The following is a 14,546-nucleotide window of genomic DNA, read 5'->3' as shown; positions in this document are numbered from 1 at the left end:
GAGCTCCGAATGATTCTGATAATTTATGCGCATCCTTATCCGCAGCACTCGCACGCGAATAAGCGGATGCTTGAACAAGCCAGGGAAATCGACGGCGTTGAGATACGCTCCCTCTATCAACTCTATCCCGACTTCAACATCGATATCGCCGCCGAACAGGAGGCCATCTCCCGCGCGGATCTTATCGTCTGGCAGCATCCCATGCAGTGGTACAGCACGCCGCCGCTGCTCAAACTGTGGATCGACAAAGTCTTCTCCCACGGCTGGGCGTACGGGCACAACGGCCACGCGCTAAAAGGTAAAAGCCTGATGTGGGCCGTTACCACCGGCGGCGGTGAAAGCCATTTCGAAATCGGCGAACATCCAGGGTTTGAGGTGCTGTCTCAGCCGCTGCAGGCGACGGCAATCTACTGCGGATTGCAGTGGCTGCCGCCTTTCGCCATGCACTGCACCTTTGTCTGTGACGACGAAACACTACAGGCGCAGGCGCGTCACTATAAACAACGTTTACTCGACTGGCAGGAGCACCACCATGGATAGCCATACGCTAATACAGGCGCTGATCTACCTGGGGGCCGCTGCGCTGATTGTTCCGGTTGCCGTGCGTCTGGGGCTGGGATCGGTTCTCGGCTATTTGATTGCCGGTTGCGCCATCGGCCCGTGGGGGCTGGGGCTGGTCACGGACGCTGAGTCCATTTTGCACTTCGCTGAGATCGGCGTAGTGCTGATGCTGTTTGTCATTGGTCTGGAACTCGATCCGCAGCGTCTGTGGAAACTGCGCGCCTCGGTATTTGGCGGTGGCGCACTGCAGATGATCGCCTGCGGCGCACTACTGGGCGGCTTCTGTATGCTGCTCGGGATGGACTGGAAGGTGGCCGAGCTTATCGGGATGACCCTTGCGCTCTCCTCGACGGCGATTGCCATGCAGGCGATGAATGAGCGTAACCTGACGGTTTCCCAGATGGGGCGCAGCACGTTTTCCGTTTTACTGTTCCAGGATATTGCCGCCATTCCGCTGGTGGCAATGATCCCACTGCTGGCGGCGAGCGGATCATCCACCACGCTGGGGGCTTTTGCCCTGTCGGCGCTGAAGGTGGCGGGCGCGCTGGCGCTGGTGATTTTGTTAGGGCGCTATGTGACCCGTCCGCTGCTGCGCTTTGTGGCTCGCTCCGGCCTGCGCGAAGTGTTCAGCGCCGTGGCGCTGTTCCTGGTCTTCGGTTTTGGTTTGCTGCTTGAGGAGGCCGGTCTGTCGATGGCGATGGGCGCTTTCCTGGCGGGTGTGCTGCTGGCCAGCTCCGAATACCGGCATGCGCTTGAAAGCGATATCGAACCCTTCAAGGGCCTGCTGCTGGGGCTGTTTTTCATCGGCGTCGGGATGTCTATCGACTTTGGGACGCTGGTGACGCACCCGCTGCGCATTCTCATTCTGCTGGCCGGTTTCCTGGTGATCAAAATGGGGATGTTGTGGCTGATCGCCCGTCCGCTGAATGTGCCGAATAAACAGCGCCGCTGGTTTGCCGTGCTGCTGGGGCAGGGGAGCGAGTTCGCCTTCGTGGTGTTTGGCGCGGCGCAGATGGCGAACGTGCTGGATACGGAGTGGGCGAAAGCGCTGACGCTGGCAGTGGCGCTGTCGATGGCCGCCACGCCGATTCTGCTGGTGCTCCTGACGCGTCTTGAACAATCAGGCAGCGGGCAGGATCGCGAAGCCGATGAGATTGACGAAGAGCAGCCGCGGGTGATCATCGCCGGGTTTGGCCGCTTCGGGCAGATCGCCGGCCGTTTGCTGCTCTCCAGCGGCGTGAAAATGGTCATTCTGGATCACGATCCCGACCATATCGAAACCCTGCGTAAATTCGGTATGAAGGTCTTCTACGGCGATGCGACACGTGTCGATCTGCTGGAGTCCGCCGGAGCGGCGAAAGCCGAAGTGCTGATCAATGCGATTGACGATCCGCAGGCCAGCCTGCAGTTAGCTGAACTGGCCATGGAGCATTTCCCGAACCTGAAAATCATCTCCCGGGCGCGCGACGTGGACCATTACATCAAGCTGCGTCAGGCAGGGGTGGACGCGCCCGAGCGTGAAACATTCGAAGGGGCGCTAAAATCCGGGCGTATGGCGCTGGAAGGTTTGGGGCTTGGCGCCTATGAGGCGCGTGAGCGCGCCGATCTGTTCCGTCGTTTTAACACCGATATGGTCGAAGAGATGGTTGAGATGGCCGATGATGATTCTACGTCCCGCGCCGCCGCCGTGAAACGCACCAGCGCGATGCTGACCGAGATCATCAACGAAGACCGCAATCATCTGTCGTTGACCCAGCGTCACGGTTGGCAAGGCACGGAAGAGGGTAAACATACTGGCGATCCGAAGGATGAGCCAGAGAGTAAACCTGTCGCGTGAAGAGGAGTTGCCAGCAATATTGAAATATTTCCCGTTCTTTACTCTGCCGCCAGTCGACGAAAGATTAAGCTTTCCGTATAGTGGCGGCAATTTTTTGCATCCGGGAAATTTTCAATGATCAGTCTGATTGCAGCGCTGGCGGTAGACCGCGTTATCGGTATGGAAAACGCCATGCCGTGGAACCTGCCTGCCGATCTGGCATGGTTTAAACGCACCACGCTAAACAAGCCGGTAGTGATGGGCCGCCTGACCTGGGAGTCAATCGGTCGCCCGCTACCGGGTCGTAAAAACATCGTCATCAGTAGCCAGCCGGGCACGGACGATCGCGTTGAATGGGTAAAATCCGTCGACGACGCGATTGCCGCCTGTGGCGATGCGGAAGAGATTATGGTGATTGGTGGGGGGCGTGTTTACGAGCAGTTCCTGCCAAAAGCACAGAAGCTCTACCTGACCCACATTGACGCAGAAGTGGAAGGGGATACGCATTTCCCTGACTACGATCCTGACGAGTGGGAATCTGTCTTCAGCGAATTCCACGACGCTGATGCGCAGAACTCGCACAGCTACTGCTTCGAAGTTTTAGAACGTCGTTAAGTCTTATTCCCCGGTGGCGCTTCGCTGACCGGGGTTTTACGACCTGAACATAAGCCGGATAAGGCAAAGCCGCCACTATCCGGCATTAATATCAGGAGGCAACCGCCTCGCCATCCCCTAGCTCCAGATGCCGGTTCGACGGCTGCACAAAATAGTGCTTATCTTCCCAGCGCAGGCAGGTTAAATCTCCGCCCCAGCAGCATCCTGTATCCAGCCCGTAAATGTTCTCCGGCGTGCCTTTGCCTTCCAGCGATGCCCAGTGGCCAAACACAACGCTGTACTCATCCGTCACCGGGCCAGGAATGGCAAACCAGGGTTTTAGAGGCGCAGGGGCGTTTTCCGGCGTGTCTTTGCAGTACATATCCAGCTGACCGTTCGGGAAGCAGTAGCGCATGCGGGTAAAGGCATTGGTCACGAAGCGCAGGCGCGCCAGACCGCTTAACTCCGGGCTCCAGTTGTTTGGCATATCACCATACATCGCGTCGAGGAAGAACGGATAGGAGTCGCTCGCCAGCACCGCTTCTACGTCGCGCGCGCACTCTTTGGCGGTCTGCAGATCCCACTGCGGGGTGATCCCGGCATGGGCCATAACCAGTTTTTTCTCTTCGTCGACCTGCAGCAAAGGCTGGCGACGCAGCCAGTTGAGCAGCTCGTCGGCATCGGGTGCTTCAAGCAGCGGCGTGATGCGGTCTTTAGGCTTGTTGCGGCTGATTCCGGCAAACACCGCCAGCAGATGCAGATCGTGATTGCCCAGCACCACACGCACGCTGTCGCCCAGCGATTTGACGAAGCGTAAGACATCCAGCGACCCAGGGCCGCGCGCCACTAAATCGCCCGTCAACCAGAGGGTGTCTTGTCCAGGCGTAAAATCGACCTGTTTTAGCAATGCGATCAGTTCATCGTAGCAACCGTGAACGTCGCCAATGAGATATGTAGACATTTTTTTAGTGAATGAATGTAGGAACGGCGAGACGGAAAACAGGCACGGCAATACGGAAGGTATTGCCGTCTGGATCGACCATTTCATAATGGCCTTGCATGGTGCCCATCGGTGTCTCTATGACGGCACCGCTGGTGTACTGATACTCTTCGCCAGGGGCGATGTGAGGTTGTTCTCCCACCACACCTTCACCCTGGACTTCAATTTCACGGCCATTGCCGTTGGTGATAAGCCAGTAGCGCCCGAGCAGTTGCACAGGCATCCGCCCCAGATTGCGAATGGTTACGGTGTAAGCAAAAACAAAACGCTCGTCGTCCGGTGTGGACTGAGACTCGACGTAAACGCTTTGCACCTGAACACATACGCGGGGCGAATCAATCATGGCTTAGCTCTCCTTTGGCGGTGCGTTGTCGCTGATGTAATTAGCCAACTTACAGTACTGCTCAACGGAAATATTTTCCGCACGCATTGCCGGATCGATACCTAATTCGGTCAACACCTCAACGGTAAACGAGTTACCCAGGCTGTTGCGAATCGTTTTACGGCGCTGGTTAAAGGCCTCCGTGGTGATGCGGCTCAGTACGCGCAGCTCTTTGACCGGGTACGGCATCACGGCATGGGGGACCAGACGCACTACCGCAGATTCCACTTTTGGCGCCGGGGTAAAGGCGGTCGGTGGCACTTCGAGTACCGGGATTATCTGGCAATAGTATTGCGCCATAACGCTTAATCGACCATACGCTTTACTGTTCGGCCCTGCAACCAGTCGGTTGACGACCTCTTTTTGCAGCATGAAGTGCATGTCTGCAATGGCATCAGTATAGCTAAACAGATGGAACATCAGCGGCGTAGAGATGTTATACGGCAGGTTACCGAACACGCGCAGCGGCTGGCCCAGCTTCTCGGAGAGCTCGGCGAAGTTCATGGTCATGGCGTCCTGCTGGTAAATCGTCAGCTTAGGACCGAGGAACGGATGCGTTTGCAGACGGGCCGCCAGATCGCGGTCCAGCTCGATAACCGTCATTTCGTCGAGGCGTTCACCCACCGGCTCGGTCAGCGCGGCAAGGCCCGGACCGATTTCGACCATCGCCTGGCCTTTTTGTGGATTAATAGCGGAAACGATGCTTTCAATAACGAATTGATCGTTAAGGAAGTTTTGCCCGAAGCGTTTGCGGGCTAAGTGGCCCTGATGGACTCTAGTATTCATTGAGTATTAACAATCATTTTGATGGCGAGATTAAGCGCCGTAATAAAACTGCCGACATCCGCTTTGCCTTTTCCTGCCAGATCCAGCGCAGTACCGTGGTCAACGGACGTTCGAATAAAGGGTAAACCGAGCGTGATGTTCACGGCGCGGCCAAATCCCTGGTATTTTAGCACGGGCAGGCCCTGATCGTGGTACATCGCGAGCACAGCATCCGCACTATCAAGATATTTAGCCTGGAAAAGGGTATCAGCCGGCAGCGGCCCGCTGAGATTCATCCCTTTGGCGCGCATCTCTTCCAGCACCGGAATGATGGTTTCGATCTCTTCCGTGCCCATATGCCCGCCTTCACCCGCGTGGGGATTCAGCCCGCAGACCAGAATATGCGGCGCTTTGATACCGAATTTGGTTTGCAGATCGTGATGCAATATGGTGATGATGTCGCGCAGCAGAGCAGGCGTGATCGCCTCTGCAATGGCTTTCAGCGGCAAATGGGTCGTCACCAGCGCGACGCGCAGTTCCTCCGTCGCCAGCATCATGACCACGTTGTCGCTGTGGGAGCGCGCTTCAAAGAATTCCGTGTGGCCAGTAAACGGCACACCCGCATCGTTAATCACGCCCTTATGTACCGGACCGGTAATCAGCGCGGCAAATTCACCGCTCAGGCAACCATCACAGGCGCGCGCCAGCGTATCGACAACGTAGTGCCCGTTTTCGGTGTTGAGCAGGCCTGGCTGCGCAGGGGCACGAAGAGCAACAGGGAGAAGCGTTAAGGTACCCGCCTGCTGTGGAACAGGCGTTTGGCTGGCGTCGTAAGGCAGGAGCGTTAAAGGCAGACCGAGCCATTCAGCCCGGTCTTTTAACAGTGTTGCATCAGCACAGACGACCAGTTCCACCGGCCAGCTCTGTTGTGCAAGCTGGACGACGAGGTCAGGACCAATCCCGGCGGGTTCGCCGGGAGTGATAACAACACGATGTTGTTTCATTAGTTGCTCAGTATTTTCACGTAAGCGCTGGCGCGTTGTTCCTGCATCCAGGTCGCCGCTTCTTCAGAGAATTTACGGTTGAACAGCATACGGTAGGCTCTGTCTTTCTGGGCCGCGTCGGTTTTATCCACGTTGCGAGTATCCATCAGTTCGATTAAGTGCCAGCCGAAGGAGGAGTGAACCGGGGCGCTCATCTGGCCTTTGTTCAGCTTCATCAGCGCATCGCGGAAGGCAGGATCGTAGATATCCGCAGCCGCCCAGCCCAGATCGCCGCCCTGATTCGCAGAACCAGGATCCTGAGAGAACTCTTTCGCCGCATTGGCGAAGGAGGTTTTACCGCTCTTAATATCGGCAGCAATCTGCTCCAGTTTCACGCGCGCCTGGTCGTCGGTCATAATCGGTGACGGCTTAAGCAGGATGTGGCGAGCATGCACTTCCGTTACGGAAATACTCTGGCTCTGACCGCGCATATCGTTCACTTTCAGAATATGGAAGCCGACACCGGAGCGGATAGGACCGATGACATCGCCTTTCTTCGCAGTGCTCAGCGCCTGCGCAAAAATAGACGGCAGCTCCTGAATACGACCCCAGCCCATCTGGCCGCCTTTCAGCGCCTGCTGGTCAGCGGAGTAGCTGATCGCCAGTTTGCCGAAGTCACCGCCGTTACGCGCCTGATCCACGATAGAACGTGCCTGGCTTTCCGCTTCAGCAGCCTGATCGGAAGTCGGGTTTTCCGGCAGTGGAATCAGAATGTGGCTCAAGTTCAGCTCAGTGCTGGCATCGTTCTGGTTGCCCACCTGCTTCGCCAGCTGATCCACTTCCTGCGGCAGGATCGATACGCGGCGACGCACTTCGTTGTTGCGCACTTCGGAGATCAGCATCTCTTTGCGGATCTGGTTGCGGTAGGTCGCATAGCTGATCCCATCGTAGGCCAGACGGCTGCGCATCTGATCGAGGGTCATGTTGTTTTGCTTAGAAATGTTGGCGATCGCTTCATCGAGCTGCTGATCGGTCACCTTCACACCCATTTTCTGACCCATCTGCAGCACGATCTGATCCATGATCAAACGCTCGAGGATCTGATGACGCAGCGTCGCGTCATCTGGAAGTTGCTGACCTGCTTCACCCGAATTGAGCTTCACAGATTGCATTAAGCCATTTACGTCGCTTTCAAGTACTACACCGTTGTTCACCACGGCGGCGACTTTGTCAACAACCTGTGGCGCGGCAAAGCTGGTGTTCGCAACCATAGCGATACCGAGCAGCAGCGTTTTCCAGTTCTTCATACTTTTTCCATTTCAATTAACCGCAAAGCGGATGGCGTTGTAAATCAAGCACATTACAAGGAACTACGATATGGCAGAATGTTCGAGCGCAGCATCTGCTGCGTGCCCAGGCCGTAGTTGGAACTCAGGCCGCGCAATTCGACATTGAAGCCAATGACGTTATCGTATTTGCTCTGATTATTGTCGGTATTCCAGCCGTTAAGTTTGCGCTCGTAGCCTACGCGAAGCGCATAACAGCAGGAGTTGTATTGCAAGCCAACCATCTGATCCGCAGGCTTGCTGGTGTTCGTGTCAAAGTAGTAGGCGCCCACAATGGACCAGCGATCGGCGATCGGCCAACTTGCGGCACCACCCACCTGCGAAATACCGTCTTTATACTGTTCGACGTTGGCGTAGTTTGGCAGCGTCGCCTGAATATATTCCGGGCTGGCGTAACGGTAAGTCAACTGCACCATCCGGTCTTCATCACGACGATACTCAACGCTTGCGCTGCTGGTGGCGACGTTATCCAGACGTGTATCGTACTGCAGGCCACCGCGCAGACCCCAACGATCGGTCATGCGCCAGTAGGTATCACCAGCCCATACCAGGGCACCCGTTTTATTGTCTTTCTCCCAGTTAATGTCGTCATCACCGGTACGTGCTTCAGTGAAGTAGTAGATTTGACCAACAGAAACGTTAAAACGTTCAACCGCAGCGTCATCATATACGCGAGTCGTGACGCCGGTTGTCACCTGGTTCGCGGAAGCAATACGGTCAAGTCCGCCATAGGTACGATCGCGGAACAGACCGCTGTAGTCGGACTGGAGGAAAGAGGAGTCGTAGTTCTGGATTTTGCTCTGATCGCGATACGGCACATACAGGTACTGCATGCGCGGTTCCAGCGTTTGGGTATAGCCGTTCGCCAGGTTCATATCACGTTCGAAAATCAGCTTACCGTCCATTTTGAACTGTGGCAGCACACGGTTAACGGACTCTTCGAGATCGGTGTTGTAGCGATTGTTGTACCAGTCCAGATTCTTCTGCTGATAGTGGGTAGCCATCATCTTGGCTTCGGTATTGAGGCTAGCCCAGTCGTTAGAGAGCGGCAGATTAATGGTCGGCTCAAGGTGGACACGGGTCGCTTCCGGCATATCGGAATTGGTATTCACGAAGTGTACGGCCTGAGCATAAACGCGGGTATCAAACGGACCGACGTCATTCTGCGTCCAGTTCACGTCCAGCTGTGGCTCAGCGCCATAGGTACTGGCTGTCTGAGAGCTAAAGACCTGGAACTTCTTGGTAGAAACCGTGGCGTTGAAGTTCTGATTCGCGTAACCGACGCTGAATTTCTGCGTCGCGTAGCCATCGGTACTTGAGCCGTACTTGGAATCGAAATCGTTAAAGTAATAAGGATCGCTGACTTTGGTGTAGTCGACGTTGAAACGCCAGACCTGATCCATCACACCGGCATGCTGCCAGTAGTATAACCAGCGGTGACGATCGCCCTCTGTCGGGTGCTCATCGTTAAACACTTTATCCGATGGCAAGTAATCCAGCTCCATCAGACCTGTACCCGCTTTGGTCAGGTAACGGAACTCGTTTTCCCACATGATATTGCCGCGCTTATGGATATAGTGCGGCGTAATCGTGGCGTCCATGTTCGGCGCGATGTTCCAGTAGTACGGCAGGTAGAACTCAAAATAGTTCGTGGTGCTGTACTTGGCGTTCGGGATCAGGAAACCTGAACGACGCTTATCGCCGACCGGCAACTGCAAGTAGGGGCTATAAAACACCGGCACCGGGCCGAGTTTAAAGCGCGCATTCCAGATTTCCGCCACCTGCTCTTCGCGGTCGTGGATCACTTCGCTACCGACGACGCTCCAGGTGTCAGAACCTGGAAGACAAGAGGTGAAGGAGCCATTCTCCAGAATGGTGTAGCGGTTTTCACCGCGCTGTTTCATCAGGTCTGCTTTACCGCGTCCCTGGCGACCCACCATCTGGTAATCACCTTCCCAGACATTGGTATCTTTGGTATTCAGGTTTGCCCAGCCTTTCGGACCTTTCAGGATGACCTGATTGTCGTCATAGTGCACATTGCCCAGAGCATCGACTGTGCGAACCGGCTCTGCCGCGCCCTCAGGCTGCTTTTGATGCAGCTGGACTTCGTCCGCCCGCAGACGGCTGTTGCCCTGATTAATATCGACATTGCCCGTAAATGTCGCGTTATCCGGATAATTGCCACCGGCATGGTCGGCATTAATCGTGACGGGCAAGCTATTGGTATCACCCTGCACCAATGGGCGATCATAGCTTGGGATGCCAAGCTTACACTGTGAGGCGAGATCGGCAGCCATGCCCTGTTGACTGTACAGAGCGGCGGCGATCATGGTGGCCAGGAGGGTGGGGATACGTTTTTTCATACGTTATATTTAGTGTTCCGTCATCAGTGGCTACGGCTTACAAACGCTCAGAGACTATCTTACTCATCTGCGCAGTGCCAGCGTTAATCCTGCCCGTTTACGAGTCAGAGTGTTAGGCTCGCTATCGAATGACGAGTATGATAATGCAAATTATAGGCGATGTCCCTCAATTGACCGTGGCTCGACCACTGAGATGATGGAGTTGCGTCGAATCAGGACTATGACCATACGGGGAGTCTATGCAGTATTGGGGTAAAATTATTGGCGTCGCATTCGCTTTGTTGATGGGCGAAGGGTTTTGGGGCATCGTTTTGGGCCTGATTATCGGGCATATGTTCGATAAGGCGCGCAGTCGTAAAATGGCCTGGTTTGCTAACCAGCGCGAGCGTCAGGCGCTCTTTTTTGCGACCACCTTTGAGGTGATGGGGCATTTAACCAAATCGAAGGGACGCGTCACCGAAGCAGACATTCAAATTGCCAGCGTATTTATGGATCGCATGAGCCTGCACGGCGAGTCCCGCGTGGCGGCACAAAATGCGTTTCGTATCGGTAAGGCGGATAACTATCCGCTGCGCGAGAAAATGCGCCAGTTCCGCAGCATCTGTTTCGGACGCTTTGATTTAATTCGGATGTTTCTGGAAATCCAGATTCAGGCGGCGTTTGCGGATGGGTCACTGCACCCTAACGAACGCGACGTGTTGTACGTGATTGCCGAAGAGTTGGGTATCTCCCGCATGCAGTTCGACCAGTTCCTGCGCATGATGCAGGGCGGCGCGCAATTTGGTGGCGGCTATCAACACCAGCAGCAGTCTGCTGGCGGTGGCTGGCAGCAGGCGCAGCGCGGCCCGACGCTGGAAGATGCGTGTAACGTACTGGGAGTGAAAGCGACCGACGATGCGACCACCATTAAACGCGCCTATCGCAAGCTGATGAGCGAACATCATCCGGATAAACTGGTGGCGAAAGGGTTACCGCCGGAGATGATGGAAATGGCGAAGCAGAAAGCGCAGGAAATTCAGAAAGCGTACGAGCTCATTAAAGAGCAGAAGGGCTTTAAATAAACGTAAGCCCGGCACCCGCCGGGCACTACGTTAAAAATCGGCAGGGGCTTTAAACGTCATCAGATTGCCGAATTCCGGATGCGTTATCGTCAGCATCTGAGCGTGTAATTGCAGACGCGGCGCCATTGCGAGCGCTTCCGGGGTGGCGTAAAAACGGTCCCCCAGAATTGGATGGCCCAGCGCCAGCATATGCACGCGCAGCTGATGCGAACGGCCAGTAATCGGTTTGAGCAGAATACGCGCGGTGTTATCCGCAGCGTAATCCAGCACCTCATACTCGGTCTGCGCCGCCTTGCCGGTTTCAAAACAGACTTTTTGCTTAGGCCGGTTCGGCCAGTCGCAAATCAGCGGTAAATCCACCAGACCTTCCGCCTTTTCCGGGTGTCCCCAGATGCGCGCGACATACTGTTTCTTCGGTTCACGATCGCGGAACTGGCGCTTTAACTCGCGCTCAGCCGCTTTCGTCAGAGCCACCACAATCACGCCGCTGGTCGCCATATCCAGGCGATGCACGGATTCTGCCTGCGGATAATCGCGCTGTACGCGCGTCATCACGCTGTCTTTGTGCTCCTCCAGACGTCCCGGCACGGACAACAGGCCGCTGGGCTTGTTGACCACCATAATGTGGTCATCCTGATACAGAATGACCAGCCACGGGTCCATCGGCGGATTGTAGGTCTCCATGATCATGTCGCGCTCCGTTTACTGATGCGTCACAACGATCAGGCGCAGCGCATCCAGTCGCCAGCTCGCCTGATCCAGGCTTTCCAGCACCTGCTCACGGTTGCTCTCAATGGCTGCAAGCTCGTCGTCACGGATGTTTGGATTCACCGCGCGTAACGCTTCCAGACGCGACAGTTCGGCAGAGAGCTTTTCGTCTGCTTCGCTGCGAGCCCCATCAATCAGTGCGCGCGCGGCTTTCTCAATCTGCGCTTCACCCTGCTGCAAAATGGCATGCACATCCTGCTGGACCGCATTCACCAGTTTGCTGCCCGTGTGGCGGTTAACGGCACTCAACTGGCGGTTAAAGCTCTCAAACTCGACCTGCGCGGCGAGGTTAGTGCCGTTTTTGTCGAGCATCAGACGCACCGGAGTGGCGGGCAGGAAACGGTTGAGCTGCAGCTGTTTCGGCGCTTGCGCCTCAACCACGTAGATCAGCTCAAGCAGCAGCGTCCCAACGGGCAGCGCTTTGTTTTTCAACAGGGAAATGGTGCTGCTGCCGGTATCGCCAGACAGAATCAAATCCAGACCGTTGCGGATAAGCGGATGTTCCCATGTGATGAACTGCGCATCTTCGCGGGAAAGGGCCACGTCACGCTCGAAGGTGATGGTGCAGCCATCTTCCGGCAGGCCAGGGAAATCCGGGACCAGCATATGATCGGACGGCGTCAGCACAATCATGTTCTCGCCGCGATCGTCCTGGTTGATACCAACGATATCAAACAGGTTCATCGCGAAGCTGATTAGGCTGGTGTCGTCGTCCTGCTCTTCGATGCTTTCGGCAAGCTGCTGCGCTTTCTCGCCGCCGTTGGAGTGGATCTCCAGCAGACGGTCACGCCCTTGCTCCAGCTGCAGCTTCAGCGCGTCGTGTTTTTCGCGACAGGATTTGATCAGATCGTCAAAGCCCTCGGTCTCTTCCGGTGCCGCCAGATAACCGATCAGATCGCTGTGCACCTGATCGTAAATGGTGCGCCCGGTCGGGCAGGTGTGTTCAAACGCGTCCAGACCTTCGTGGAACCAACGTACCAGCACCGACTGGGCAGTTTTTTCCAGGAACGGAACGTGGATCTGAATATCATGAGCCTGGCCGATACGGTCCAGACGGCCAATACGCTGCTCCAGCAGGTCCGGGTTAAACGGCAGATCGAACATCACCAGATGGCTGGCGAACTGGAAGTTACGGCCCTCGGAGCCGATTTCGGAGCAGAGCAGCACCTGCGCGCCGCTGTCCTCTTCACCAAACCAGGCCGCCGCGCGGTCGCGTTCGATGATCGACATCCCTTCGTGGAACACGGCAGCGCGGATACCTTCGCGCTCGCGCAGGACTTGCTCCAGCTGCAGCGCGGTGGCCGCTTTGGCGCAAATCACCAGCACTTTCTGCGAGCGGTGAGCGGTCAGATAGCCCATCAGCCATTCGACACGCGGATCGAAGTTCCACCAGGTGCCGGTATCGCCTTCAAATTCCTGATAAATCTGTTCCGGATAGAGCATATCGCGCGCGCGCTCTTCAGCACTTTTGCGCGCCCCCATGATGCCGGAGACTTTAATCGCGGTTTGGTACTGTGTCGGCAGCGGCAGCTTGATGGTGTGCAGCTCGCGTTTCGGGAAGCCTTTCACGCCGTTACGGGTGTTACGGAACAGCACGCGGCTGGTGCCGTGGCGGTCCATCAACATGGAGACCAGCTCCTGACGCGCGGTTTCCGCGTCGTCGCGGTCGCTGTTGGCGGCGTGCAGCAGTGGCTCAATATCCTGCTCGCCAATCAGCTCGCTCAGGGTGTTGAGTTCATCGTTGGACAGGTGCTTACCAGCCAGCAGCAGGGCGACCGCATCGGCAACCGGGCGGTAGTTTTGCTGCTCTTCGACAAACACAGAGAAATCGTGGAAACGGTTAGGATCGAGCAGGCGCAGACGCGCAAAGTGGCTTTCCAGCCCCAGCTGCTCCGGCGTAGCGGTCAGCAGCAGGATACCCGGCACGCGTTCGGCCAGCTGTTCGATCGCCATATATTCACGGCTGGGCGCATCTTCGCTCCAGACCAGGTGGTGGGCCTCATCGACGACCATCAGATCCCACTCAGCATCGCACAGATGCTCAAGGCGCTGCTTGCTGCGGCGCACGAAGTCCAGAGAGCAGATCACCAGCTGTTCCGTTTCGAACGGATTATCGGCGTCGTGCTGGGCTTCGGCGTAGCGCTCGTCGTCAAACAGGGAGAAGCGTAAGTTGAAGCGGCGCAACATCTCGACCAGCCACTGGTGTTGCAGGGTTTCAGGCACCACGATCAGCACGCGCTCGGCAGCGCCGGAGAGCAGCTGTTGATGCAGGATCATCCCTGCTTCGATGGTTTTACCGAGGCCGACTTCATCAGCCAGCAGCACGCGCGGCGCATGGCGACGGCCAACGTCGTGGGCGATGTTCAGCTGGTGTGGGATCAGGCTGGTACGCTGACCACGCAGGCCGCTCCACGGCATGCGGTACTGTTCACTCTGGAATTTACGCGCGCGATAGCGCAGGGCAAAACGGTCCATGCGGTCGATCTGACCGGCAAACAGACGGTCCTGCGGCTTGCTGAAGACCAGTCGGCTGTCGAGCAGCACTTCGCGCAGGATGACATTTGTTTCTTCCGTGTCGACTCGCGTACCGATGTAGGCGAGGATCCCGTTCTCTTCTTTTACGTCTTCAATCTTCAGCTGCCAGCCTTCATGGCTGGTAACGGTGTCACCCGGGTTAAACATGACGCGGGTAACAGGGGAGTCATTGCGTGCATACAGACGGTTTTCACCCGTGGCCGGGAAAAGGATAGTGACCATGCGCGCATCCAGCGCTACCACAGTTCCTAATCCAAGCTCGCTTTCTGTATCGCTGATCCAGCGTTGACCAAGTGTAAAAGGCATAGTTGTTTGGCTCTAATCTTTAATTGCAGGCAATAGTTCGACCACCGTCGCAAAGTGACGGCCATC

12 protein-coding genes are annotated in these 14,546 nt (G+C 56.3%); 4 read left to right on the top strand and 8 right to left on the bottom strand.

Translation table 11 applies throughout. The features are described from left to right. The first annotated feature begins 9 nt into the window (after positions 1-9). The 3 genes from kefF to folA all read left to right on the top strand — a co-directional run bounded on the left by kefF (position 10) and on the right by folA (position 2,992). Positions 10-540 (top strand): glutathione-regulated potassium-efflux system oxidoreductase KefF, encoded by a 531-nt coding sequence (gene kefF / locus OVA10_RS21080; protein ID WP_100777679.1) that lies wholly within the window; start codon positions 10-12, stop codon positions 538-540. Continuing rightward, a complete protein-coding gene (gene kefC, locus OVA10_RS21075; RefSeq protein WP_123429505.1) occupies positions 533-2,398 on the top strand; it encodes a glutathione-regulated potassium-efflux system protein KefC in 1,866 nt (621 codons plus the stop codon). The genes kefF and kefC overlap by 8 nt, the downstream gene beginning before the upstream one ends. 114 nt (positions 2,399-2,512) lie before the next feature. Beyond that, the gene (folA, locus tag OVA10_RS21070) at positions 2,513-2,992 is read left to right on the top strand and encodes a type 3 dihydrofolate reductase (protein WP_100777676.1); all 480 of its coding nucleotides are present in this window, start codon (positions 2,513-2,515) and stop codon (positions 2,990-2,992) included. Between the two features lie 91 nt (positions 2,993-3,083). Here the strand turns inward: folA and apaH are convergent, their stop codons facing one another. The 6 genes from apaH to lptD are packed head-to-tail and all read right to left on the bottom strand — an operon-like array spanning position 3,084 to position 9,810. After that, positions 3,084-3,932, bottom strand: coding sequence for a bis(5'-nucleosyl)-tetraphosphatase (symmetrical) ApaH (gene apaH, locus OVA10_RS21065; RefSeq protein WP_100777675.1), 849 nt, complete (start codon positions 3,930-3,932; stop codon positions 3,084-3,086). A 4-nt stretch (positions 3,933-3,936) separates the two neighbouring features. Then, a complete protein-coding gene (gene apaG, locus OVA10_RS21060) occupies positions 3,937-4,314 on the bottom strand; it encodes a Co2+/Mg2+ efflux protein ApaG (RefSeq protein ID WP_100777674.1) in 378 nt (125 codons plus the stop codon). A gap of 3 nt (positions 4,315-4,317) precedes the next feature. Further along, positions 4,318-5,139, bottom strand: coding sequence for a 16S rRNA (adenine(1518)-N(6)/adenine(1519)-N(6))-dimethyltransferase RsmA (gene rsmA, locus OVA10_RS21055; protein ID WP_100777673.1), 822 nt, complete (start codon positions 5,137-5,139; stop codon positions 4,318-4,320). Next, on the bottom strand, positions 5,136-6,122 hold the full coding sequence (gene pdxA / locus OVA10_RS21050; protein WP_123429503.1) for a 4-hydroxythreonine-4-phosphate dehydrogenase PdxA: 987 nt from the start codon (positions 6,120-6,122) through the stop codon (positions 5,136-5,138). The genes rsmA and pdxA overlap by 4 nt, the downstream gene beginning before the upstream one ends. After that, the gene (surA, locus tag OVA10_RS21045; protein WP_100777671.1) at positions 6,122-7,408 is read right to left on the bottom strand and encodes a peptidylprolyl isomerase SurA; all 1,287 of its coding nucleotides are present in this window, start codon (positions 7,406-7,408) and stop codon (positions 6,122-6,124) included. Before surA ends, pdxA begins: the two co-directional genes overlap by 1 nt. Before the next feature lie 53 nt (positions 7,409-7,461). After that, positions 7,462-9,810 (bottom strand): LPS assembly protein LptD, encoded by a 2,349-nt coding sequence (gene lptD / locus OVA10_RS21040; RefSeq protein ID WP_181827324.1) that lies wholly within the window; start codon positions 9,808-9,810, stop codon positions 7,462-7,464. Positions 9,811-10,049: 239 nt separating this feature from the next. Between lptD and djlA the strand changes: the two genes are divergently transcribed. Continuing rightward, positions 10,050-10,871 (top strand): co-chaperone DjlA, encoded by an 822-nt coding sequence (djlA, locus tag OVA10_RS21035; protein WP_268196737.1) that lies wholly within the window; start codon positions 10,050-10,052, stop codon positions 10,869-10,871. A gap of 30 nt (positions 10,872-10,901) precedes the next feature. On the opposite strand, the gene rluA is transcribed toward djlA, so the two are convergent. Together rluA and rapA are read right to left on the bottom strand one after the other, a co-directional pair. After that, positions 10,902-11,561 (bottom strand): bifunctional tRNA pseudouridine(32) synthase/23S rRNA pseudouridine(746) synthase RluA, encoded by a 660-nt coding sequence (rluA, locus tag OVA10_RS21030; RefSeq protein ID WP_102104579.1) that lies wholly within the window; start codon positions 11,559-11,561, stop codon positions 10,902-10,904. Between the two features lie 12 nt (positions 11,562-11,573). Further along, positions 11,574-14,480 (bottom strand): RNA polymerase-associated protein RapA, encoded by a 2,907-nt coding sequence (gene rapA / locus OVA10_RS21025; protein WP_268196736.1) that lies wholly within the window; start codon positions 14,478-14,480, stop codon positions 11,574-11,576. Between the last annotated feature and the right edge of the window lie 66 nt (positions 14,481-14,546).

The sequence above is a fragment of the Lelliottia sp. SL45 genome (assembly GCF_026672535.1).
GTDB lineage: Bacteria > Pseudomonadota > Gammaproteobacteria > Enterobacterales > Enterobacteriaceae > Enterobacter > Enterobacter nimipressuralis.
Note: the sequence above shows the minus strand (reverse complement) of the source record. Positions and strands in the feature narration are given on the sequence as shown.

Coding starts and splice junctions, on each gene's coding strand:
- rsmA (WP_100777673.1), bottom strand. CDS start 5,139: ATGAATACTAGAGTCCATCAGGGCCACTTAGCCCGCAAACGCTTCGGG.
- apaG (WP_100777674.1), bottom strand. CDS start 4,314: ATGATTGATTCGCCCCGCGTATGTGTTCAGGTGCAAAGCGTTTACGTC.
- pdxA (WP_123429503.1), bottom strand. CDS start 6,122: ATGAAACAACATCGTGTTGTTATCACTCCCGGCGAACCCGCCGGGATT.
- rapA (WP_268196736.1), bottom strand. CDS start 14,480: ATGCCTTTTACACTTGGTCAACGCTGGATCAGCGATACAGAAAGCGAG.
- rluA (WP_102104579.1), bottom strand. CDS start 11,561: ATGATCATGGAGACCTACAATCCGCCGATGGACCCGTGGCTGGTCATT.
- folA (WP_100777676.1), top strand. CDS start 2,513: ATGATCAGTCTGATTGCAGCGCTGGCGGTAGACCGCGTTATCGGTATG.
- kefC (WP_123429505.1), top strand. CDS start 533: ATGGATAGCCATACGCTAATACAGGCGCTGATCTACCTGGGGGCCGCT.
- kefF (WP_100777679.1), top strand. CDS start 10: ATGATTCTGATAATTTATGCGCATCCTTATCCGCAGCACTCGCACGCG.
- djlA (WP_268196737.1), top strand. CDS start 10,050: ATGCAGTATTGGGGTAAAATTATTGGCGTCGCATTCGCTTTGTTGATG.
- lptD (WP_181827324.1), bottom strand. CDS start 9,810: ATGAAAAAACGTATCCCCACCCTCCTGGCCACCATGATCGCCGCCGCT.
- surA (WP_100777671.1), bottom strand. CDS start 7,408: ATGAAGAACTGGAAAACGCTGCTGCTCGGTATCGCTATGGTTGCGAAC.
- apaH (WP_100777675.1), bottom strand. CDS start 3,932: ATGTCTACATATCTCATTGGCGACGTTCACGGTTGCTACGATGAACTG.